Origin of the sequence: Methylotetracoccus oryzae (assembly GCF_006175985.1) — a bacterium.
Lineage (GTDB): Bacteria > Pseudomonadota > Gammaproteobacteria > Methylococcales > Methylococcaceae > Methylotetracoccus > Methylotetracoccus oryzae.
The window spans coordinates 79,868-101,940 of the sequence record NZ_SRSH01000006.1 but is presented as its reverse complement, the minus strand read 5'-3'; the positions used below and the strand labels follow the sequence as shown (position 1 = coordinate 101,940).

The following is a 22,073-nucleotide window of genomic DNA, read 5'->3' as shown; positions in this document are numbered from 1 at the left end:
GCGCGGCCTCAGCCAGGCTCCGTCCAGACCTGATACTTGCCGCCAGCCATTTCACCCCCCCGGTGGCTTGCCCTCAAGCCATGGATCCTCGTCCACGGATGGCGTCCCCGGGCGCGGGGCCGTCGCCTCTGCGCTCCGTCGCCACAGTCCGCCCGCCGTGTAACAGGCCCAGCCCCAACGCAGCCAGTGCAACAGCGCGGCCGCCAGCCATAAGGCCCATGCCAGCATTGCCACTCGATACACCCACAGCGGAACCGACAACATCCAGGCCTGTGGCGGTGTCGCCGCACTGCGATCCTGATACCAGTGCAGCGAAGTCGAAGTCGAGGCATTCCCGGCAATCTGCATGTCCGGATAACCGAGCAAACCCTGCTGCACGGCCAGGCCCAAAGTCAGCAGCGCTGCCAGCGTCAAGGCCGCGAGGCCTGCCTGGATGGCATTGAACCGTCTATCGCTGAGCATCGACCCGCCCACGGTCGCTCGGCGACCCAAGGCCAGCAGCCAGATCACCACGATGAAGCCCGCAAGCAGGGGAATCTGGCTCAGGCCGATCAGCAACAGCAACCAGTTTGCGAACCCCAGCGGTGTCCACGGGATCCGACCCAGGCCAAACGCGAGTACCGCGACCACGGCCAGTATCCCCCAATACAGCACCGCGGGGCCCCATTGCGGTCCGCCCAACAACAACAACCAGCGGTCCTGGCCCAGTTCCACGTCGATACGGTGGTTGACACTAGACGCACCGAGATCCACCACCGGCGTCCGGAGCAAGCCCTTCGGTGCGGATTCCACACGCCAGTTCAGGGCAAATTGCTGTCGGCCCGGATGCACCGGCAGCGTCACCACGCGACCTTGTTGCCGCAGCGGTTGCACCGCGCCGTCGACAGTCGCCGACAACAACTGCGCGCCCTCTGGCAGTTGCACGCGATGCTGACTGCCCTGGGCGCTGCGTAGCGTCAGGGCGAGGACGCCGTCGAGTGCTCTCCGTCCGGGGCGAATCTCCAGACGGCTGGCATCGATGGTGAGCGTATTCCCTGGCGCTGCCAGGGGTCGCACCAGATGGATGGTCACCTGTTCCCCCGCCCAGGGCTGCCACTCCGGCAACCAGTTGCCGCCTGCGTCCCGATGGTGGACCACGGCAATGCCGGAGGTCACGACGTGCCACATCGGACCCGCATCGAGCTGCCAGGTCTCGACCCACTGTCCGGTCTCGGGCGCGCGCAGCCGTATCTCGTCGCGCGGGCTCAGGATCGAAGTCCATGCGAGACTGTCGATGCCCGGGGGCAAGTTGACGATGGCTCGTCCGTCCCGAACGCGGACCCCGGCCGTCGTGACGGCTTCACCGTCGAGCAGAGGAACCTCCAGCGCGATCGACTGATCGCTGGGCGACCGCCGCATGACGGTCGTCTGCACCCGCCAGTCCAGACCGACCCGCAGCAGGCGCGTGACCTCGACGAAGGGTTCCAGCGGACCGGGCAACAGCGACTCGCCGCCCGCCTGGCTCCGCTGGCGCAGCAGGCGCAACTGCGAGTCCGGGGTTCCGTCCTCGCGTACGCCCTCGACCGCCCACCCGATGCTGCGGACCTCCACCAGCCGCGGCACCAGCGGCAAGGTCAGCGCCACCTGCTCCCGCGCCGGCAGCCGGCCCGCGAGGGTGAGTTCATGCCGCCCGGGCTCGACCGCAAGGCGCAGGCTGCCGTCCGGCTCCCGCACCATGGCCTCGACCGGCTGCCCGTCCAGGGTCGCGGTCTCCGGCATCCACTGCCCCTCCTGACCGGGCACGGGCACGCTGACCCGCTGTTGCGCGTGGAGGTCCAGGCTCTGCGTCAGCATGTCGCCGCGGATATCGAGCCTCAGTCGGGCGATGTCCGCACAGGACGGCAGGCAATCGGGAGCTTCCAACAGGCCCCGGGAAAGCTGCTCGAGGACATCCGGCGGCGGAAAATCCGCGCGGGATCCCGGCACGAAGCCAAACATCAGAGGGATGAAAAGCACCGGCGCCCCCCACCGCGGACGGGGCGTCAGGCCGGCCAGGCGCAGGCCCAGCGCGATCAGCAGAATGACCCGTAGTAGATTCAGAACAAGATTCATCGCGGGAGACAGCAGCACCAGGCCGAGATTCTGACCGGCTACCACTGGCCCGTTCCAGCTCAGCTGCACCGACCTCCACTGCCAGCGCGGCACACCAGGCCCGGTCTGGGTAATGGCGCGGGGATCGATGTCATCGCGCGCACTGGCCGGAGCCGGCGGCTGGGCCAACCTCGGCTCCGCAGACCGCTTGACCGCACGCGAGGCGTAGTCCGAAAGCGATGCCATGGGCGACGGCGCCGCCTCATCGCTCGCCGCTGCCACCGCGGCTTCCTCTTCCATGGACTCCATGGGCGGCGCAGCAGCCCGCTCGACACCCTCGCTCCCGGCAGGCTCGCTGTCCGGCTGCCGCCAGGGCTGCTCCAACTGCGGGTAGAAGCCCCAGCGCACCTGATCGTAGGCGAAGGGAATGGCGAGCAAACACAGCAGCGCGAACGAAGCGGTGCGATAAATCTTCAGGCCCGTGGCGAGCCGGCCTTCCGGAACCAGACGAAGCAGCGCGATGGCGACCAGCAGGTTGAGCCACAGATACCGGGGGGCTCCGGGCTCCTGCCACAGCAACGCCAACCCGAGGAGCATCAGCACACCGGCCTGCGGAGTCCATAGACGCGCGGCGGCCAGACCGGCGATCAGAACCACGAAGAGGTCCAGCAGCGTCCAGCGGCCAACCCAGGTATCGGGTGCGTTGTCGACGCCGGTGGCGACCAGCAGTCGCCACCCCGGCGGCAGGTTCAGGCGCGCCTGCACGCGCTGGAAATCCTGCGCCCATCCGGTCGCCGGGAGTTGCGCCCCAAGCCCGTCGAAGCGGCTGTCGGCCGAGAGCTGCAGCGCCCCGCGGCGCACCTCGACGCCCTCCGCCCCCCCCTCCGCGAGCCGGGTGATGGGTTGTGGCTCGTCACCAAGACTGACCCGCCCCAGCCGCAGCGCCGTATCGGCATCCAGCCGCCAGTTGCGTGTCATCGAGCCTGAAATCCGGTCGGTCACCGTGTACCCGCCACCGTCGAAATCCAGCCACAAGCTGCGATCCAGTTGCAGCCGATCCGGCTCCGGCTCGGGATCGCCGCGGCGCAGGGTCTGGATTTCCATCGCCTCGCCCGCCGCCATCCGATACGCCGGCAGACTCTGCCACTCCTGCGGCACGTTCGTCTGCCGCGGGTCGATGGCCACCGGGCCCTCGATCTGTACGAGTCGCAAGGCGTTGCGCGGATCGAAGCTCCAGACCTCCTGTTGCGACCAGGGCACGACCGCCTCGGGCAGTCGCAACTCGGCCGTCTCTCCCGAGAACCGGCTGGTCACGTCGAGGTTCCACGATCCCGGACGCAGTTGCAGACGCAGCCGTCCGTCGGGCTCGACCCGCGCCGGCAGGGGACTGTCCAGCGACAACGGAATGGCACCGGGAAGGGTGGCGCCGACCAGCACCGCGTCGCGCGGCACGCCCGCGACACGCAGCACGATCCGCGTCACGACCTGCAGCGGGCGTTCATCGACGATCCGGCGGAAGACCTCCACCTCGACGCGGTTCTCCGTCGCTTCCGGCGCGGCCGCTGCGGCCGAGGTCCGCAGCCACAGCTGACCCTGGTCCTTGAAGGCGGGGAACGGCAGTTCGTTGCCGTCGACGGTCACGCGCAGCAGGCCCGTCGAGCGGGGCACGGTCAGCGTCTCGGGCAGCCGCTCCCAGCGAAAGCTGCCCGATACACGGTGCGTGCCGGCGTCGAGCCAGACCCGCGGCTCCCCCTCCGCAGCCGTGACGACCAGGGGCCTTCCGGACTCGCTGACATTCTGGGGCCAGTGGCCAACATCCCCGGGCAGCGGGCTCCAGCCCGCCGCGTACAGACGCAATGCCGCCTCGAAGCGCCCACCCTGGGCGTTCAACTCCAGCGCCAGCCGCCCAGGCCAGCTGCAGCGGCGATCGTCCCACTGGTCGAAGAGGAACGGGCAGATCCGATCTTCGTGGCCGCGGAGCACCCAGGAGATCCAGGGCTTGAGCGGTTCGGGTACCGCCTCGGACGTCAGCGGACCGGCGACGGCCGCCGCGGAGAACAGCCAGAGCGAGACCAGCGCGAAACGAACGTGTGCGGCCATGGCGGAATCCTCCCTGCCGGCGGCGAAAGTTGACGGGTTTGCACTCTAACCGCCGGCGGCCGGGCCGACAAGGCACCGATCACGGGGCCGCGGGTCCCGACGCCGACCGCCGGTCAGGCGTGGGGCGGCACCGGCAGGCGATCGTCCCGATAAGGCCAGTCCCGCAGCAGTTTTTCCACTTCGCCGGCATCCATCGCCTGGCTGTAGAGAAAGCCCTGCGCCTGATCGCAACCTTCGGACTTGAGGAAATCATGCTGCGGCTCGGTTTCGACGCCCTCCGCGACGACCTTGAACTGCAGGCTATGACCCAGCGCGATCACGGCGCGCGCCACACCGGCATCGTTGGTGTCGTGGGGCAGGTCCAGAATGAAGCTGCGGTCGATCTTCAGCTTGTCGACCGGCAGACGCCTGAGATAGGCGAGCGACGAGTAGGCCGTGCCGAAGTCGTCGATTGCCAGAGTCACCCCAAGCTCCCGCAGTGCCACGAATTGCTCGGTCGTCGACACCGGCTGCTCCATCACGAAACTTTCGTTGATCTCCAGCTCCAGCAGAGATGGCGGCAGGCCGGTGGCCTCGAGCACACGGCTGACACTCCCGTACAAGGTGCCGCGGAGAATCTGCGGCGCGGACACGTTCACCGCGATGCAACCGAACTCGATGCCGGCATCCAGCCACGCCCTGGCCTGCCGGCATGCGGCGCGCAGCACCCAGTCGCCCAGCGGGATGATCAGACCGCTCTCCTCCGCGATATGGATGAAGCGGGCCGGCGGGATGAAACCTTTCGTCGGGTGATTCCAGCGAACCAGTGCCTCCACACCGACGATATGCCTGGCGCCGAGATCCACCTGCGGCTGGAAATGCAGCACCAGTTGTTCGAGCTCGATGGCCTGCCGCAACTGCGCTTCGAGGACGACGCGGTCGAGCGCGGCGGAGGTCATCTCCTCCGAGTAGTACCAGTAGGCATTGCGCCCGGCATCCTTGGCGCGATACATCGCGGCGTCCGCGTTGCGCAGCAGCGACTCGGTCGTCAGCGCATCCTGCGGATAGATGCTGATCCCGATGCTGGTCGACACGTAAAGCTCGTGTTGCTGGACCCTGAACGGCTCGCGCAACACCCCGAGCAGTTTCTCCGCAAGAACCGCGGCGTCCCGCCCGTCCTTGAGCCCCTCCATCAGGACGGTGAACTCATCGCCCCCGAGGCGCGCCAGCGTATCGTCACGGCGCACGGCTGACCGGAGCCGCATCGCCACATCCCGCAGCAATTGGTCACCCGCGCTGTGCCCGAGGCTATCGTTGACGTGCTTGAAGCGATCGAGATCCAGGAACAGGAGGGCCAGCCTGAGGTTTGAGCGCTGGGCGCGCTGGATCGCGTGATCGAGACGGTCCCGGAACAGCAGCCGATTCGGCAGCTCGGTCAACACGTCGTGGTGGGCCAGGTGCTCCAGTTCCTCCTGGGAGACCTTGAGCGACGAGATGTCCGAGAAGACTGCGACATAATTGACCGTCGAACCGCGTCCGCCGGCAACCGCGCTGACCCGCTGCCACAACGGATAGCGCTCCCCGTTCTTGCGGCGGCTCCAGCTTTCCCCCTGCCAACGTCCGCTGGCTGCAAGCGCAGCCTTGCGCGTTGCGATCGCCTTCTCGTCCCCCGGGTCCGCGTCGAGCAGGCTGCGGTGCCGACCGATCACTTCACTGGCAACGTACCCGGTGATTTCCGTGAAGGCCGGGTTCACCGACAGGATCAGCCCGTCCGAGTCGGTCACCATCACCCCTTCCTGCATGCTCTCCACGATTCCGGCGGCTTGCAGCAGACTCGCCTTCGCTCGCCGCCGGTCTGCGGCCAGGATCGAGACGGCCAGACCGGACGTTAGCAGAAGCATGCAGTAGAGCCAGAACCGCAGCAGTCCGGTGTCGGCCAGATCCGCCGCAAAATCGCCCCATCCCGAGCGGGTGCAGAACCAACCGATCACTACCACCCCCATCAGGGCGAGGCTGACCGTCCGCCGGCTGCACCGCAAACCGACGATCGTCACGAGGGGGAAGAGCAAACCGGCGCCGTAAAACGCCAGGGACGGCAGCGGCCAGTGCGCAAAGGCTTCGACCGCGCCGAGGAGCAACAGCGCGCACCAGATGAGCGCCTCGGTGCGTGAACAGGAGGCCCACTGGAACGGGCTTACCTGCGCCAACAGCGCGGGCGTGAAGGTAGCGATGCCCAGGACCTGCGTCATCCAGCCGGCCAGCCAGACCCTCGGTTGCGCCTCAGCGCCCGTTACCAGCCCCAAAGCTACCGCCAGGAAATCCAGCGAAACACCCAGCGCGGAGCCGGCCGCCGCCGCGGCCAACCAAACGCCGAGATCGCGCAGTTGTGCTGCCGGCCCTGCCAGCCCCCTTGAAAGGCGTCCGATCAGGCGCGCTGTCAGGAAGCTACCCAGCGCGGCCCCGGCGGCGGAGAGCATGGCTGCCGGCCAGATCAGCCCGTCGATGAGGCGGGCCGCGAACGCGCCCAGCGCGATAGCCGGCCACAACCCCGGACCCAGCACGAGCAGCGACGCCACGGCCAGGCCGCTCGGCAAGCCCAGCCCGACGACGGACTCGCCGATGTTCTCCGGCAGCGCACCGTACGCCGCAACGACGAAGTAGCAAAGCGCCAGTACCATCAAGCGCGTCGCGGCACGGACCCGGTCTGCCGTTTCGGCCGAAAGCCCGCGGCTCATCGCTCGACCCTATGCGACCGGGACTTCGAACAAAGCGACTCACGGTCATTCCACTTCATGCCATTCAGCGCCTCGTGCGCAGGTCCAGTGTCCATCCATCTCCACCCGCCGCCAACGACCCAGGCCGCCTGGTATGCCGAACGCCCATCGAATTGTGCAAGCCCCCAAAATCCGCCGCTCCGCACGGCATTCTACGCTCAAACGGAAAATCCGAAGCTCAGCGCGGCGGCACCGCGGGTCCGTCTAGCGGAAGTACAGCTTCATGGCCAGAATCGCCAGGGCAAGCACGAAGGTTACGCCGTTGGCCACGATCACGGGCGTCGACTGGATTACCACCCCGTAGACGATCCATAGCGCCACGCCGAGGCTGAACAGCAGAAACATGACCAGGGAAATGTCCTGGGCCGAACGCGTGCGCCACGTTCGAAGCACTTGCGGTATGAACGCACAGGTGGTCAGCGTGCCGGCCGCCAGGCCGAGCAGGTCGATCGCTTGCAAGGTGACACTCCGCGAGAGTTTGGGGATAGCACCGGGGCTCCGGGTGTCACCCGGAGCCCCGCTGAAGGTTTGCGCTGCGGGACCCAATACGGCCTAAGGCAGGAAAATCCGCTCCAGGCTACCGCGCGTGAGGTTGCCACGCGCGTCTTCCGCCAGCACGTAGTAGCGCGTGTCGCCCGCCCCGGCTGGGAGCGGGGCCGTGAAGTAGCGTGCGGTGATGGCGGCATCGGTCTGTGTCGGGTAAAAGCCCCGGTCCTGCATGGGCAGGACCGTCTCCACACCGGCGCTGCGCAAGACCAGATTGACCGACTTGAGGCCGCTCACGTCCGCGACGAAGGTATGCACCGTCCCCTCGCGCGGCGCGTCGAGCAGGCACCCCTGTCCCCAGCGCTGTCCGCCGGGATTCTCAGGCGTGACCCAGGGCGGGAACACCGTCGGGCCGGTGTGATCCCGCCCACCCGACACCAACGCATCGATGGCGTCGCGGACCAGCGAGTACCCCAGATTGGCCGCATTCGTTACCTGTTGATCCCAGACCTGCTGCCCGGTCCAGTACCAGTAGCAACTGGTCTCGGCCGTCAGCAGCAACCGCGACACCTCGGCCAGCCGCGGATGTTCCGGCATCGCGTCTTCGAGCGCGTGCACGATGTTCTGGAGCGCCGTCAGCACGGCCCACGAATTCAGGTCCGGGGAGTAGGGCTGATCGTAACGGCTGAACCACTTCATGAACTGCGGATCGCCGTTGTCCGCTCCGGCCCAGGACCCGGGCTCGATATGGACGGTGCGCTCCGGATCAGGCGGGAAGCGCATCAGGTAGTCGTCGACGGTCGACAGCTCGAAGCGCGAATCCTGCTTCAGCCATTCGACCAGCCGGCCGGTGTTGTGGTGGTAGTAGCTGTCCGCGCCGCCGCCGTGATTGTCACCGTCCGAATGCAACAGAAAAAACGGCGGATGCTGCGGATCGTAGCTGCCACTTTCGACGATGCGGTTGTAGACCTGTCCGAGCACGTCCGGGTACTGCAAGGCGCCGAAGCCGCCGCGCGCGTCCTCGTTGCCGATATAGCGCTCGGCCGGCACCGCGACGATCCGATGGACGTTGCCGTCCGGGTCTTCGTAGCCGACATACTCGGGACGCAACAGCGACGGCGAAATCTTCGAGCCGGCCCAGATATTGTTGAGCTGCAGCCAGTCGTGGACGGGCGGATTGACCTGTTCGGCACGATTCGGCGGCAGCAGGCCCTCGCCGATGCCGGCATATGGGTAGTCGCGGCAGGCGCGGAACCGATGGATCGAGTCGTAGATGACCGCCGTGACGCCCGCCTCCAGCAGCGCCGGGATCATGCGGACATGAAACGCCGTCTCAGGCGGGAACAGCGTGGTCGAGGCCTCGACGCCGAACGCGTCGTGGATGATCCGCCGATGCCATTCGATCTGTCGCACGATATCGCGCGACGGGATCAGCGGCATCAATGGATGAAAAAAGCCGAAGCCGCTGAACGCGACCCGCGGGTGGCCGAGTTGGGTTCGCGCGTGGGCGATGGCGCGCAGGGACTCGTTCCACCCGGCGAAGCGCCCGCCGCACAGGCCCTCGACCCCGCAGCGCTCCAGCTGCTCGATCAGCGACCCGCTCCAGCTGGTCGATAGGCCCGCATGCGGCAGGCCGCCGTCGATGTACTGCCGCACCGCGGCCGGGACGAAATCGGTGTAATTGCCGCCGCGGGAACCGAAGATCGAGTCCTTTTCACCGTCCCAGTAGTAGCGGTCCGTCGTGTTGTAGTAGGGCTGGTGCATGTGCTTGTGGATGCCGAAGTACAGCTTCACGCCCTCCACGGCCCGGGCGACCGGCACCGCCGGTCCCGGCGCGGTCAGCACTTCGATGTCCCGGTACTGCTTGATCCAGTCATCGCCCGCGGCCTGAGTCAGATCGCCGCGGCGACAGCCTTCGATCTGCACCGTGATCCGGCCCGGCCCCGCGACGCCCGCGGGAACATGGGCCACGTAGTTCCACAGTCCGCCGGCCTGATCGAGCAGCGCGATGTTGTCCCCCTTGACCAGGACCGGCTCGCTGCCGCCATAAAGTATGACTTGAGGAAACGGAATTTCGCCGTTGGTGCTGAAGCTGATGTCGAAGGCCGGGCTCGCACCGGTACGGTCGCATTCCAACCGTGCCGGGCAGTCGATCTGCACGAACCGGGTAAAAACCCCCATGGCTGACTCCTTGGACGTGTGCGGCCGTGCCGGTGGCCGCTTCATGACAGGCGGCACCTAGCTTAACAAAACCGGATCGCGCCGAATGCGCCGCCGAAGGGTAAAGGTCCCGGTTGGCTCTGCGGGCCGTTCAATCGTCTGCATAAGCCGCGAGCGGCGGGCACGTGCAGACCAGATTCCGGTCGCCGTGCAGGTTGTCGATGCGGCCGACCGGTGGCCAGTACTTGTCGACCTGCGGGTCCGTCAGTGGAAAACACGCGCGCTGCTTCGAATACGGCCTGTCCCAGCGCTCGGCCACCAGCAGCGCCTGGGTGTGCGGTGCGTGCTTGAGGACGTTGTTCTCGCGATCGGCCTCACCCCGCTCGATCTCGGCGATCTCATGCCGAATCGCGATCATCGCGTCGCAGAAGCGGTCGAGTTCACGCCGGTCCTCGCTTTCGGTCGGCTCGATCATCAGGGTATCGGGCACCGGGAACGACATCGTGGGAGCATGGAAGCCGTAGTCGACGAGCCGCTTCGCGACGTCATCCACGGTGATGCCGCTACTCGCCTTCAGATGCCTGAGGTCGATGATGCATTCATGCGCGACCAGCCCGTTCTTGCCCGTGTAGAGGATCGGGTAGTGCGGTGCCAGACGGGCCGCGACGTAGTTCGCGTTCAGGATCGCAACTTGCGTGGCCCGTGTCAGTCCCGCCGCGCCCATCATGACGATGTAGGCCCAGGAGATCGTCAGGATGCTCGCCGAGCCCCAGGGCGCGGCCGACACCGTACCGATGGTCGCCTTGCCGGCCGCGGCCGGATTGACGCCCTCGACGACGGGATGATCCGGCAGGAACGGCGCGAGGTGGCGGCGGACGCCGATCGGCCCCATGCCCGGACCGCCGCCACCATGCGGAATACAGAAGGTCTTGTGCAGGTTGATGTGCGAGACATCCGCGCCGATCTGCGCCGGCTGGCAGATGCCGACCAGCGCGTTCAGATTCGCCCCGTCCATGTAAACCTGGCCTCCGTGCCGATGCACGATCGCGCAGATGTCGACGATGGCGGCTTCGAAGACGCCGTGCGTGGAAGGATAGGTGATCATCAGCGCGGCCAGCCGGTCTCCGTACTCGGCCGCCTTGGCCTCGAGATCGGCGACGGAAACGTTGCCGTTCTCGTCGCAGGCCACGACCACTACCTTGAAACCCGCCATCGCCGCGCTGGCCGGATTCGTGCCGTGCGCCGAGGCGGGGATCAGGCAGACGTCGCGCTGCGCCTCGCCGCGGCTCCGGTGGTAAGCGCGGATCACCAGCAGCCCCGCATATTCGCCTTGCGAGCCGGCGTTCGGCTGCAGCGAGAACGCGTCGAACCCGGTGATGGCGCACAGCATCTCCTCGAGCTCCTCGAACAGCTGCTGATAGCCCTGGGTTTGGTCCAGCGGCGCGAACGGGTGCACCGATGCGAACTGATGGTAGGTCACCGGCAACATCTCGGTCGTCGCGTTCAGCTTCATCGTGCACGAGCCGAGCGGGATCATCGCGCGGTCCAGCGCGATATCCCGGGCCGCGAGCCGGCGGACGTAGCGAAGCAGCTCGGTTTCCGAGTGATGGATGTTGAAGACCGGATGCGACAGGAAGTCGCCGGCGCGGAGCAGTCCGTCGGCCAGCGCCGGCTCGACCTCCGCGTCCAGCGCATCGATGTCCAGCGTGGCTTCCGAGCGCGTGGCGAACACGCGCCACAGCGCCGTCAGCTCATGGCGCTGCGTGGTTTCGTCGAACGAGATCCCTAGATGATCGGCATCGACCAGCCGCAGGTTGATCCGCGACTCGCGCGCGCGGGCCGCGATGCGCCGGGCCTGTCCCGGCACCCGCACGGTGATTGTGTCGAAAAAGGTCTCCGTGAGGACCTCGAAACCCAGCCGCCGCAACCCTTCCGCCAGAATTGCCGTCATCCGCTGCACGCGGCGCGCGATCGTGCGCAAGCCCTGCGGCCCGTGATAGACGGCGTAGAACGACGCCAGGATCGCGGGCAACGCCTCGGCCGTGCAGATATTGCTGGTCGCCTTCTCGCGGCGGATGTGCTGTTCGCGCGTCTGCAGCGCCATGCGCAGCGCCGGCCGGCCATGGCTGTCGACCGAAACGCCGATGATCCGGCCCGGCGTCGAGCGCTTGTAGGCATCGCGCGTTGCGAAGAACGCGGCATGCGGCCCGCCGTAACCCATCGGCACGCCGAAACGCTGGGAGCTGCCGACGACGATGTCGGCGCCCATTTCTCCCGGGGGCTTCAGCAACGTCAGCGCGAGCAGATCGGTCGCGACGCAGAGTAGGGCCTGATGACGGTGCGCGGCCTCGGCGATCGGCTCCAGAGAGCGAATCGAACCGCTCGATCCCGGGTACTGCACCAGTACACCGAAGGCGCCACTGGCTTCGAAATCCCGGTAGGGGTCGCCGGTCACGATCGTCAGTCCCAGCGGCTCGGCGCGGGTTCTCACCACGGCGAGAGTCTGCGGGTGGCAATCACTGTCCACGAAGAACACCGAGCCCGGGTTCTTGCCGACCCGTCGCGCCATCGCCATGGCCTCGGCTGCCGCCGTCGCCTCGTCGAGCAACGATGCATTCGCGATCTCCATGGCGGTCAGGTCCATGACCATCTGCTGGAAATTCAGCAGCGCTTCGAGCCGGCCCTGGCTGACCTCCGCCTGATACGGCGTGTAGGCCGTGTACCAGCCAGGATTTTCCAACACGTTGCGCTTGATGACGGCCGGCATGATGGTGCCGTAGTACCCCATGCCGATCATCGAAATGAAGATCCGGTTGCGCTCGCGCATCTGCCGGAGATAGCCGATCGTCTCGCGCTCGTTCATCGACTCCATCGGCAGCGGCGGCATCGTCGCTCGAATCGCATCGGGAACGGCCCGGTCGATCAGGTCGTCCAGCGAGGCGGCACCGGTCAGTTCCAGCATCTGCGCGATCTGGGCCGGGTCCGGGCCGATATGCCGGCGGATGAACGCGGTGCGCTGCTCCAGTTCGATCAGGGTCGGGCGATGTTCAGACATGGCTCACGGCAACTATGGCGGTTTCGGGCACGCCGCAAACGGGGTGCGGCGCGGTATCATTCGGCCACGCGAAGCGGACGCCGCGTGGCGCCTTCCGCCGCGCAGCTTATCGGGCCCCGACGGCTTTGACAAAGCCACCGGGCGGGAAGCGCCCACCGGCCCGATCGACCTCACGATCACCTGCCCGGACAACGCCATGGCCAAGCCCGTCACGCCGCTGCTGGCAGCGGATGCGATCATCGAACTGATCGACCAGCCCGGACGCCCCATCGTGCTGATCGAACGCCTGAATCCGCCCTTCGGCTGGGCGATTCCCGGCGGATTCGTGGACCTCGGCGAGTCGATCGAACAGGCGGCCATCCGGGAAGCCCGCGAGGAAGTGACGCTGGATATCCGGCTGATCGCGCTGCTTGGCCTCTACTCGCAACCAGGGCGGGATCCGCGCGGCTCCACCGCATCGGCGGTATACGTCGCCGAAGCCTCGGGCTGGCCTCAGGCGGCGGACGATGCCAAGAGCATCACCGTCGTCACGCTGGACGCGCTGCCGGAACCCCTCGCGTTCGACCATGCCATGATCCTCGCCGATTATCGGATCTTCCGGGAAACCGGGCAGACCGCGCCGCTGCGGTGAGTGCGGCGGCACAAGAGGCACCGGACCCATGCCGCGGCGCGTCCTGTTTCTGTGTACCGGCAACTACTTTCGCAGCCGCTTCGCGGAACTGCTGTTCAATCACTTCGCAGCCGCCCGCAGCCTCGCGTGGACGGCCGAATCGCGGGGTCTCGCGCTGGACCTCAGCACCGACAATGTCGGGCCGATCTCACCGCATACCCTCCGCGGCCTGGTCCAGCGCGGCCTGCCGCCCCCGGATCCGGCGCGCTTCCCGCTACCGCTGCAAGAGCGCGATCTGCTGAACGCCAGCTTGATCGTCGCCCTCAAGGAAGCGGAACATCGCCCCTTGCTCGTAAGCCGGTTTCCGGAATGGGTTGATCGCGTCGAGTACTGGCAGGTGCACGATGTCGACTGCTCGCGGCCCGAGGACGCCCTGGCCGAGATAGAACGGGCGATCCCTGTCCTGCTGGCGCGGCTGGACTAGGCGGCGAACGGCGCAAACAACCGCCGATCGGAAAGCGGGCGCTGCGCCCGGACCCGCCGACCAGGCGGACGCCCGGAGCGTGCGCATTTAAAGATGCAGGCCGCATTCGGTCTTCGGTTTGCCCACCCAGCGCCCGCTACGCTCGTCCCCGGGACGGGTGCAATGGCTGCAACCGATGGACAGGTAGCCCTTCGCGACCAGGGGATGAAAGGGCAACTTGTGCTCAACGATGTAGGCGTCCCGCTCCGCCTTGGTGACATCCAGCATCGGATTGAACTTCAGGATGCCGCGCCGTTCCTCCAGGAAGTCCAGCCCCGCGCGGTGTTCCGTCTGCCAGCGCATCAGGCTCGACACCCACACATGGTAGTTTTCCTTCAACGCCTCGAGGGGCTCCACCTTGTTGATCGAGCAGCAAAAGTCGGGATCCGACTCGTACACTTTCTCGCGCACCGTGTATTCATGCTTCCAGTCCTCCGCCCGCAAATCCACGACTTTCAAATTGAAGAGCTCCGTCAGGTAGGCCTTGTAGGCCAGCGTCTCCGGGAAATGAAAGCCGGTGTCGATGAAGGTGATCGTCTGGTCGGGACGAATGCGTGAAATGATGTGCAGAAAATAAGCCGAGGTCGCCGCGAATGACGAGGTCACCAGCACCTTGTCGGGATCGAAATCGTTGTAGAGCTCGCGAATCCGCGCTTCGAAGTCGAGCCGCGCGTAGGCGCGGTTCAGCAGGCGGATATCCTCGGCTGACAAGCCGGCCGAGTTGCCGGGTTTTTCCAGAGCGATAGCCATGTTCGACAGAATTACCTAAGTGGGTTCCGATTGAGGGCAGCCGGCCAGCGCTGCGTCCGCCGCAGCGTGGACCGTCCTCTTCCGTTTGGTCGCACAGAATAACGCAATGGAAAATTCCGAGACAGAATCATTTAGCCCTTCGTTATAGCGGAAGACTCTAAAGGCGCGCCATCAGGTTTTGCGCCGCCGTTTCGGGCTGCCCCCCCGGCAGCGGAGCGGTCCGAACCCGGTGCGACCGGACCCGCATGTCGAGCCACTCGTTCCGGCGTCTGGAGCCAGACGCGCCAAAGCGTATTCCTATGCCCTGGCGGGTGACATCTGCTCGCCTCCGCGCTGGCCTGGAAGTCCATTCCAACGGCTGTGCCCATCTCCCGGTGAGCTTTGTGCAACGGCCCCGGCTCCGCGACCCGGGCTGGCCGACCGCGGCCCGGTCAGTTCTTTTTGTGTGACTTGTGCTTACCCTTCGAGTTCGCGGATTTGTTGGCGTGCTTCGATTTGTTCTTGCCCTTGTGATGATTGCCGTTGCCGTCGTCGAAAACGGAGTTCACCGCATCTTTCGCGACCCCGGTCGCGGCCTTGCGCGCGGCCTGTTCCGCGATGTTCTCCACGCCGAACGCGTGGACCAGCCCCGGGCTCAGTGCCAATGCGCCCCAAAAAACCCAACTCGCCTTCTTCATCAGTCTCTCCGTTGATCCATGCCATGACGCAAAGGCGGTGCGGCCGTGTCGAGGGACACGTCCACCCGCTCGGGCTAGTCTATCGCTCTGCACGAAAGTCGTGGAGTGGCTCGCGCACTGGAAGCGCAGCACCACGGCGCCGCTCAGGCTCACCGCACCGATCGATAGAAAGGCCTGCCTTGGGCTGTCAGCTAATTTGACAGTCGAACACCATTGCAAATGGCAAGGCCATGAAAATTCTTTTGTTATTGTTCGACTGGAACGGGTGGTACAGGTCTTGCTGCTGTCAGGGGAACTCTGATTCGTTCGGAGCCTCCCGCGATGCGCCTCCGCTGTATCGCGGTCGCCTGCACAATCTGCCACGCTTGAGATAAGGAGCAACATGTGATTTCAAAACCCGCCAAGTCCAAGGCTTCGAAGCCGTCAACCCTCATACTTCTCGGCATTAATCTGATGGGCGTCGCAGGCACGGCTGCCGCGGGGAATTTATTCGGCACGATGTCGACCGCCGGTACCGCGACACGTCCTCACTCCATTCGTGTCGGGGACGTCAACCGCGATGGAAATCTCGATGTCGTCGTGGCGAACGGCTTCAGCGCAAGCGTCAGCCTCCTGCTGGGCAACGGCGACGGCAGCCTGCAACCCAAACAGGATTTCCCGGTCGGGCGCGGCCCCAAGACCGCTGAACTCGGCGACCTCAACCACGATGGACACCTGGACCTCGTCACCGCCAACCAGAATTCGCGGGACATCAGCGTTCGACTCGGCAACGGAAGCGGCGCCTTCGGGGAATTGGTCACCTATCCGAGCGCCGTCGAGCATCCGCATGAAGGCGCGCTTGGCGACCTCAATCACGATGGCAAACTCGACGTTGCAGTCGTCGGGAATTCCTCCTATGTCGCCGTGCGTCTGGGAAGGGGTGATGGCTCGTTTGCGGCCGAGACAACGTATGCGACCGGCAACACCTTACGCTCTGTCGTCATCGCCGACCTGAACAGCGACGGGTACAACGATATCGCCACTGGGAATATGGGCAGCCGAAGCATCAGTGTGTTGCTGAATGACCGTGCCGGCGGCTTTCAGCCCCAGGTGCAATATCCTGCCGGTGGGCGGGTCCACTCCGTTCGCGCTGCGGACCTGGATCACAACGGCTCGCTCGACCTCGTAACCGCCAATCAGACGAGCAATTCCATTAGCGTGTTGCTCGGAAACGGCAACGGCACCTTTGGACCACCCGCAACGCAAGCTGCCGGCATCATGCCGGTTTCGATCTTCCTGGGCGATGTCAACGTGGACGGCAACGCTGATATCCTGGTCGGCAACGGGAACAACAATTACCCTGCGCCAATCAACTTAGACAGTGGGAACACGGTCAGCGTCTTCCTCGGCCAGGGGAATGGCACGTTTAAGCCCAAGGACGACTACGCCGTGGGCGTCTCGCCCTGGTCGGTCTTCGCGGCGGATCTGAATTGCGACGGGGCACCGGAACTCATGGCAACCAGTTACTGGGAAGCGAACATCTCGATCGGACTGAATGGCCTGGGATCGCAGGTGCCTTGCGGCGCACGCGCATCACTGCCGTGACAGGCACGCTGATGGGTTGATTACTTGACGGGTGCCGAGATCGGGGCCGATAACGTCCTCGATCATGGCCAGCGCGAGCGCGGAGGTGAAGATGCGGGTTCCAATCGATTTTTCCGTCTCCGCGTACGGCGTTCGGGTCCCCCGGATCGTCTACGGCACCGCCTGGAAGGGCGAACGGACGGCGAATTTGGTCGAACAGGCCGTCAGCATTGGGTTTCGCGGCATCGACACCGCCTGCCAGCCGAAGCATTACCATGAGATGGGAGTCGGGGAGGGCCTGGTGCGCGCCCTGAGATCGGGGCTCACACGCTCCGACCTCTATCTGCAGACCAAATTCACCCCGCTACAGGGGCAGGATCCCGCACGAGTACCGTACGATCCCCGCGCGAGCCTGTCCGATCAGGTCGCGCAGTCGTTCGAGCGCTCGCTGCAGAACCTGCGCACCGAGTATCTGGATGGGTTGATCCTCCACTCCCCGCTGCCGGACCCGCAGCAACTGATGGAGGTTTGGCAGGCGATGGAACGCCTCTTCGACGCGGGCGGCGCCCGGCAGATCGGGATCAGCAACTGCTACGACGTGGACCAGCTGGATCAGCTCTGGCAGGCCGCCCGAATCAAACCGGCGATCGTGCAGAACCGTTTCTACGCCGCGACCGGATACGACAGTGAAGTCCGCGCGCTCTGTCGGCGCTGCGACATTCTGTACCAGAGCTTCTGGACGCTGACGGCAAACCCGCAGGTACTCGCGCACAACAGCTTGCAGACACTCGCCGCGCACTATCGGCGCACCCCCGCTCAGATCTTCTTCCGATATCTGACCCAGTCCGGGATCATCCCGCTGACAGGAACCACGACAGCGGCCCACATGCGGGAAGACCTCGAAATCTTCGGGTTCGCACTCCGGGACAGCGAGTGCGAACTGGTCACACAGTGCCTGGATCAGGCGAGCTCGCTGGGCGATACGGCCTGACCGGTCGTCAACACGGCGCGAGACCTGCCCGGAGGAGACGAAGCGCGACCTGAGGCGCTCGCGGCCTGCACCGGGCCGCCGACGTCAGAACCGCGCCGGTAGGCGGCGGTCGATATAGATGCGCCGGTTCTCGACGCGAATATAGCCGCCGTCCGTCAGCTCCTTGAACACCCGGCTGATCATCTCGCGCGAACACGCGACCCGCTCGGCGATCTGTTGCTGTGTCAGCGGCTGCTCGACGACCCTCTGCCCATCCCGTTCGACGGCGAGTTCCAGCAGGAGGCGAGCGACACGCCCATAGACATCCATCAGCGCCAGGCTGCGAAGCTCCTCGGTAGCCAGGCGTAGGCGACCGATCAGCCGCACGACGAGGTCGAAAGCCGCTCCCGGATCGTTTTTCAGGTGTTCCTTGAAGGACTGCTGGGTCACGTAAGACATTGTGCAGGGCTCAAGCGTCGCCACCGAAGCGCTGCGCACCCCCTCGACCAGCGCCAGTTCACCCAGGTAATCGCCGGGGCCGCAGATGGCCAGCACGACTTCGCGGCCATTGTCGTCGCTCAGGTAAACCTTGACCCGGCCGGAGAGAATCACGTAGAGCGCATCGGACGGATCACCCTGGGTGATGATGACCGTGCCTTTGGGGTAGCGAACCGTGTGACCGGATTCGGCCAGAGCCCTGGCAATCAGTTCACGACTGTTGCTTTCCGTCACGGCGCGGGCTCAACGACGCAAACGGACGAGCGGTGGGTACCGGGGCGACACCCGGCTTGCGCCGGTCGGCTATGCCCCGCGGCAGATGACCATCGACCGGACATCAGAATCGCGACGGCAGGCGCCGCTCGATGTGGATGCACCGGTTCTCGATGCGGATATACCCGCCATCGGTCAGTTCCTTGAACACCCGGCTGATCATCTCCCTCGAACAGGCGACCCGCTCGGCGATTTGCTGCTGCGTTAGCGGCTGCTCGATGACCTTCTTGCCATCGCGCTCGACCGCCATTTCGAGCAACAGGCGCGCGACGCGCCCGTAAACATCCATCAGGGCCAGACTCCGAATCTCCTCCGTGGTCCAGCGTAAGCGCCCGATCAGGCGCACCACCAGATCGAAGGCGGCATCGGGATCGTTTGCCAGGAACTCCTTGAAGGACTGTTGCGAGACGTACGAGAGCGTGCAGGGCTCGAGCGTCGCGACGGATGCACTGCGCACGCCCTTGTCCAGCGCCAGCTCCCCCACGTAATCGCCGGGACCGTATTCCGCGAACACGACTTCACGTCCGCTGTCGTCGCTGAGATACACCTTGACCCGACCCGAAATGATCACGTACAGCGAATCGGACGGGTCGCCCTGAGTAATGATGACGGCGCCCTTGGGGTATCTGACGACGTGTCCGCAGTCCGCCAGCAGCTTGGCGATCTGCTCTGCGGTTCTGGTTTCGGCCATAGCGCTCGCTTTTCCCATTCCAGATGTCAGGTAGATCGGACGGGCTCGCGACCGCGCGGCGACGCGACGCGCAGCCTTCAATCCTGAAGACACACCGTTCAACACTGATTTCCTTCGGAGAATGCGCGGGGACTGACACGCTGTCAACCCGGCCGGTGCGGGAAAAGAACGTCTTGCACTACGCGCGGGTCGATCGGGCGGGTAGCGAGGTCTATGGGAGTCCCGACCACCATTGTGCAGAGCGTCACGTCGAAAGCGTGAAAAGTCACACAATCGATGCGCAGCACCTCACTGCATCGGGAATCGGCTGCAGGCAATCTATCCCCAAGCCCGACGAGGTGGAACAAGTCCTCCCCGGGGCGCGAACAGAACCACATCATCCAGATTGGAGACCGAAAGCATGAACAGCAACCACCGTATCGTTCTTGGTGCCGCATTGGCCATCGTCACCCTGACCCATCTGTCGTCCGCCTCGGCCATGGGCCGATCCACCGCCCCTACCGCCGGGGATCGCTCGGTACCCGTCGAGTTCAGCGCATCATCCGCCGGCGCGGCGGTGAAGTTCCAGGTCGAAGCGTTGCGCAAGGAACTGGCGGAGATTCGGGCCCAGCTCGCCACGATACAGCAGCTTGCGTCGAACGACTGATTCGACCGCCGATTCACTGAAGACTGCCTACCTACCCGAGAAAACGAACAGGAACACACCATGAAACACGCGAACACCACCTTGTCTTGCCTCGTCGCGATGATCGGCGGCACGGTCCTGGCCCTGTCCAACATTGCCGAAGCGAAAGGCTATTCCCCGGTGGCCACAACCAGCACCACCGAACGCCAGGAAATCGAACGTCGGCTGACCCAGGTGGAAGAGCACCAGCAGCAAATGGAGCAGGCACTTCAGGCCGAACTGCGGCGGCTGCAAGCCGAGTTGAAGGCGGCGAAGGTAGAGCAGCTCGCGAAGAGCGCGGCATCGACCAACGAGTAACAGTCTCCCGAATGCGTCATTGCCCCGTGCGAGGCCCGTCCCCGCGGGGCGGCGGGAGGCCGGGACGCGACCCGCGTGTTGGCTGACCCGGCGGTAGCGCCAGGACTCCTGCAAATCTCTTGCCGAGGCCCGATCCCGCGATCGTTCGGGCGACGAGCAAACCGGTAGAGGCAGAATGGAAACGACCGGACTACCGTGAAAATTACCGATCGCGCCGGGTGAAAACCTACAGCGCCCGCCCCCCGGCTCCGGCACGCTATAGTCACCCCTGGCGGAGAGCATCTGGCTCTCCGCCCAGGCGACGCCACCGTGTTTCAGGAGCGAGTCGCATGAACCCTTTTCACAGACGCATCATCCTCGCAGCCGCGCTCGGCGTGGTCGCGATTCTTTCGCACGGCACGGCCGGGTTCGCCGTCCCGAGCCCGGCGAGCATGGCCAGACCGGGCTCGACGCCAGAGCCGACGAAAGCCATCCCGTAGGCCCTTTTCAAGATCGCCAAGGCCACCATCGGCGGCGCATTCCAACGGCTCCACTGCCCGCCTATCATGCTTGGCGGCCCACGGGGTTCTCTTCGGATCGAGAAAGTCAGGAGGTGACGACATGACCCAAGCTGCGGTCCTCTTTGGTGCCGGCGCCACGAAGGCGCTCGGCGGGCCTCTGACCGACGAGATACTCCCGCATGTTCTGGGGGTTGGGGCTTGCGTCTACTGTGGGAAAGCCCGGGAGGAATTTCCTCAGGACCGGACGGAAGATCACCTCGAAGTCGACAAATTCCTGCGGCTGGCCTTCAACGTTCCCGATGTCGCCAGCGAACGCCGCATCGACGACTACCCGCACCTGCCGCTGCTGATGACGCTGATCGACCAGAGCATCGCGAAGAACGAACCCCTGATTCCGGGTTACGGACGGGGACGGCTGCAGCGCGTGCGCTTGTCGATGCTGACGGTGATCTACGACTCCCTGATCTACCAGGAAAAGCGAAGAAACGCCGAGATGGTGAGGAAGGTCCTCCACAGGGACAACCCCTACCGCAAGACGCTGAGTTACATCGCAAGCGATTTGTCGAAAGAGTGCGGGGGTCGGCCGCGCTCCGCCTACGACTACCTCACGACCGGCGATCTCAAGCTCATCACGACCAATTACGACACCTACATCGAAAACACGCTGTTCGCGTTGCAGCATGCGCAGGGCGACGCAAGCCTGCGACCGGTCGATTACGGATGCCAGCCCGAACATCTGGTACCAACCGCCTACACCGATTTCGACCCGGCCGAGAGCCGGCATTTCGGCAGTCTGTACAAGCTGCACGGTTCGATCGCCTGGGGGTACTGCTCGTCGTGTCGCGCGCTCTACGACGGCATGACCGATCTCGCCACGATGGTCATCCAGAGCCTGACCGGGGCGCCGGAATCCCAGGATGAGGACCCGTCTCAAGCCCGTGAGTTTCGCCACACGGGCAATAACCGGGGCGGCTTTTCGTGTCGCCGTTGCGGGTGCGACGTCGGCTTCTTCATGGTTGCGCCGTCGATCCACAAGGAATACGAGAACGTCCATATCTCCCGGGTCTGGGATGAAGCCGAAACTGCGCTGCGGGAAGCGGAGCACTGGTACATCGTGGGCTACAGTCTGCCGGCGGACGACTTCGAGATCGCCCGACTCCTGATGCGCGGCCTGCGCATGGGCTTGCAGAAAAATGGCGAGAACGGGCGAAATGGCAAGCGGATCACCGTGATCCAGAAAAAGGCCAGTCCGGACACGCGCTCCCGCTACGAGCGCCTGTTCGGACAGAAGATCAGTTATCACAACTCCGGCTATCCGCCGCGGGCGCGCGCTGAGAAAGAGCCCTCCTGAAGCCGGAAGCCTTCCGTCGCGGTCATTGGCCGCACCCGGTTTTGGGGGTACAGTCTGCGCG

The 22,073-nt window shown here is 65.3% G+C and carries 17 protein-coding genes; 8 read left to right on the top strand and 9 right to left on the bottom strand.

Features of this window, described 5'->3' with window-relative positions; all coding sequences use genetic code 11:
• Positions 1–51: 51 nt before the first annotated feature.
• The 5 genes from BWR02_RS20830 to gcvP all read right to left on the bottom strand — a co-directional run bounded on the left by BWR02_RS20830 (position 52) and on the right by gcvP (position 12,624).
• Positions 52–4,170 (bottom strand): hypothetical protein, encoded by a 4,119-nt coding sequence (locus BWR02_RS20830; RefSeq protein ID WP_162560069.1) that lies wholly within the window; start codon positions 4,168–4,170, stop codon positions 52–54.
• Positions 4,171–4,283: 113 nt separating this feature from the next.
• Positions 4,284–6,884 carry a bifunctional diguanylate cyclase/phosphodiesterase gene (locus BWR02_RS07825; RefSeq protein ID WP_139557199.1) on the bottom strand — a complete coding sequence of 867 codons (2,601 nt, stop codon included), beginning with the start codon at positions 6,882–6,884 and terminating at the stop codon, positions 4,284–4,286.
• Between the two features lie 243 nt (positions 6,885–7,127).
• Positions 7,128–7,382 carry an SWEET family sugar transporter gene (locus BWR02_RS07820; protein WP_139557198.1) on the bottom strand — a complete coding sequence of 85 codons (255 nt, stop codon included), beginning with the start codon at positions 7,380–7,382 and terminating at the stop codon, positions 7,128–7,130.
• A 93-nt stretch (positions 7,383–7,475) separates the two neighbouring features.
• Complete coding sequence (locus tag BWR02_RS07815) at positions 7,476–9,590, bottom strand: polysaccharide deacetylase family protein (protein ID WP_139557197.1); 2,115 nt, start codon at positions 9,588–9,590, stop codon at positions 7,476–7,478.
• Between the two features lie 130 nt (positions 9,591–9,720).
• Positions 9,721–12,624, bottom strand: coding sequence for an aminomethyl-transferring glycine dehydrogenase (gene gcvP, locus BWR02_RS07810; RefSeq protein WP_139557196.1), 2,904 nt, complete (start codon positions 12,622–12,624; stop codon positions 9,721–9,723).
• Positions 12,625–12,820: 196 nt separating this feature from the next.
• On the opposite strand from gcvP, the gene BWR02_RS07805 reads away from it, so the two are divergent.
• On the top strand, positions 12,821–13,255 hold the full coding sequence (locus BWR02_RS07805; RefSeq protein WP_139557299.1) for an NUDIX domain-containing protein: 435 nt from the start codon (positions 12,821–12,823) through the stop codon (positions 13,253–13,255).
• A gap of 28 nt (positions 13,256–13,283) precedes the next feature.
• Complete coding sequence (locus BWR02_RS07800; RefSeq protein WP_139557195.1) at positions 13,284–13,718, top strand: arsenate-mycothiol transferase ArsC; 435 nt, start codon at positions 13,284–13,286, stop codon at positions 13,716–13,718.
• Positions 13,719–13,805: 87 nt separating this feature from the next.
• Here the strand turns inward: BWR02_RS07800 and BWR02_RS07795 are convergent, their stop codons facing one another.
• Positions 13,806–14,507 carry a phosphoadenylyl-sulfate reductase gene (locus BWR02_RS07795; protein WP_139557194.1) on the bottom strand — a complete coding sequence of 234 codons (702 nt, stop codon included), beginning with the start codon at positions 14,505–14,507 and terminating at the stop codon, positions 13,806–13,808.
• A 431-nt stretch (positions 14,508–14,938) separates the two neighbouring features.
• Positions 14,939–15,184 (bottom strand): hypothetical protein, encoded by a 246-nt coding sequence (locus BWR02_RS07790; RefSeq protein ID WP_139557193.1) that lies wholly within the window; start codon positions 15,182–15,184, stop codon positions 14,939–14,941.
• A 384-nt stretch (positions 15,185–15,568) separates the two neighbouring features.
• Here BWR02_RS07790 and BWR02_RS07785 point away from each other — a divergent pair, with 384 nt between their 5' ends.
• Entirely contained in the window at positions 15,569–16,768 is a 1,200-nt protein-coding gene (locus BWR02_RS07785; protein WP_139557192.1) for an FG-GAP repeat domain-containing protein, read from the top strand.
• 91 nt (positions 16,769–16,859) lie between these two features.
• On the top strand, positions 16,860–17,738 hold the full coding sequence (locus BWR02_RS07780; protein WP_139557191.1) for an aldo/keto reductase family protein: 879 nt from the start codon (positions 16,860–16,862) through the stop codon (positions 17,736–17,738).
• 84 nt (positions 17,739–17,822) lie between these two features.
• Here the strand turns inward: BWR02_RS07780 and BWR02_RS07775 are convergent, their stop codons facing one another.
• Positions 17,823–18,449, bottom strand: coding sequence for a Crp/Fnr family transcriptional regulator (locus tag BWR02_RS07775; protein WP_139557190.1), 627 nt, complete (start codon positions 18,447–18,449; stop codon positions 17,823–17,825).
• A 103-nt stretch (positions 18,450–18,552) separates the two neighbouring features.
• A complete protein-coding gene (locus BWR02_RS07770; protein WP_139557189.1) occupies positions 18,553–19,179 on the bottom strand; it encodes a Crp/Fnr family transcriptional regulator in 627 nt (208 codons plus the stop codon).
• 400 nt (positions 19,180–19,579) lie between these two features.
• On the opposite strand from BWR02_RS07770, the gene BWR02_RS07765 reads away from it, so the two are divergent.
• From BWR02_RS07765 to BWR02_RS07755, 4 genes are all read left to right on the top strand, one after another.
• The gene (locus BWR02_RS07765; RefSeq protein ID WP_139557188.1) at positions 19,580–19,825 is read left to right on the top strand and encodes a hypothetical protein; all 246 of its coding nucleotides are present in this window, start codon (positions 19,580–19,582) and stop codon (positions 19,823–19,825) included.
• Between the two features lie 60 nt (positions 19,826–19,885).
• A complete protein-coding gene (locus BWR02_RS07760) occupies positions 19,886–20,161 on the top strand; it encodes a hypothetical protein (protein WP_139557187.1) in 276 nt (91 codons plus the stop codon).
• 329 nt (positions 20,162–20,490) lie between these two features.
• A complete protein-coding gene (locus tag BWR02_RS20825) occupies positions 20,491–20,640 on the top strand; it encodes a hypothetical protein (RefSeq protein ID WP_162560068.1) in 150 nt (49 codons plus the stop codon).
• A 121-nt stretch (positions 20,641–20,761) separates the two neighbouring features.
• Positions 20,762–22,012, top strand: a complete 1,251-nt coding sequence (locus BWR02_RS07755; protein WP_139557186.1) for an SIR2 family protein — start codon at positions 20,762–20,764, stop codon at positions 22,010–22,012.
• Positions 22,013–22,073 lie beyond the last annotated feature (61 nt).

Excerpts from the sequence above, each read along its gene's own strand:
- BWR02_RS07800 (WP_139557195.1), top strand. The coding sequence starts at position 13,284 with ATGCCGCGGCGCGTCCTGTTTCTGTGTACCGGCAACTACTTTCGCAGC.
- gcvP (WP_139557196.1), bottom strand. The coding sequence starts at position 12,624 with ATGTCTGAACATCGCCCGACCCTGATCGAACTGGAGCAGCGCACCGCG.
- BWR02_RS07805 (WP_139557299.1), top strand. The coding sequence starts at position 12,821 with ATGGCCAAGCCCGTCACGCCGCTGCTGGCAGCGGATGCGATCATCGAA.
- BWR02_RS07815 (WP_139557197.1), bottom strand. The coding sequence starts at position 9,590 with ATGGGGGTTTTTACCCGGTTCGTGCAGATCGACTGCCCGGCACGGTTG.
- BWR02_RS07795 (WP_139557194.1), bottom strand. The coding sequence starts at position 14,507 with ATGGCTATCGCTCTGGAAAAACCCGGCAACTCGGCCGGCTTGTCAGCC.
- BWR02_RS07760 (WP_139557187.1), top strand. The coding sequence starts at position 19,886 with ATGAAACACGCGAACACCACCTTGTCTTGCCTCGTCGCGATGATCGGC.
- BWR02_RS20825 (WP_162560068.1), top strand. The coding sequence starts at position 20,491 with ATGAACCCTTTTCACAGACGCATCATCCTCGCAGCCGCGCTCGGCGTG.
- BWR02_RS07770 (WP_139557189.1), bottom strand. The coding sequence starts at position 19,179 with ATGGCCGAAACCAGAACCGCAGAGCAGATCGCCAAGCTGCTGGCGGAC.
- BWR02_RS07755 (WP_139557186.1), top strand. The coding sequence starts at position 20,762 with ATGACCCAAGCTGCGGTCCTCTTTGGTGCCGGCGCCACGAAGGCGCTC.
- BWR02_RS20830 (WP_162560069.1), bottom strand. The coding sequence starts at position 4,170 with ATGGCCGCACACGTTCGTTTCGCGCTGGTCTCGCTCTGGCTGTTCTCC.
- BWR02_RS07790 (WP_139557193.1), bottom strand. The coding sequence starts at position 15,184 with ATGAAGAAGGCGAGTTGGGTTTTTTGGGGCGCATTGGCACTGAGCCCG.
- BWR02_RS07765 (WP_139557188.1), top strand. The coding sequence starts at position 19,580 with ATGAACAGCAACCACCGTATCGTTCTTGGTGCCGCATTGGCCATCGTC.
- BWR02_RS07825 (WP_139557199.1), bottom strand. The coding sequence starts at position 6,884 with ATGAGCCGCGGGCTTTCGGCCGAAACGGCAGACCGGGTCCGTGCCGCG.
- BWR02_RS07780 (WP_139557191.1), top strand. The coding sequence starts at position 16,860 with ATGCGGGTTCCAATCGATTTTTCCGTCTCCGCGTACGGCGTTCGGGTC.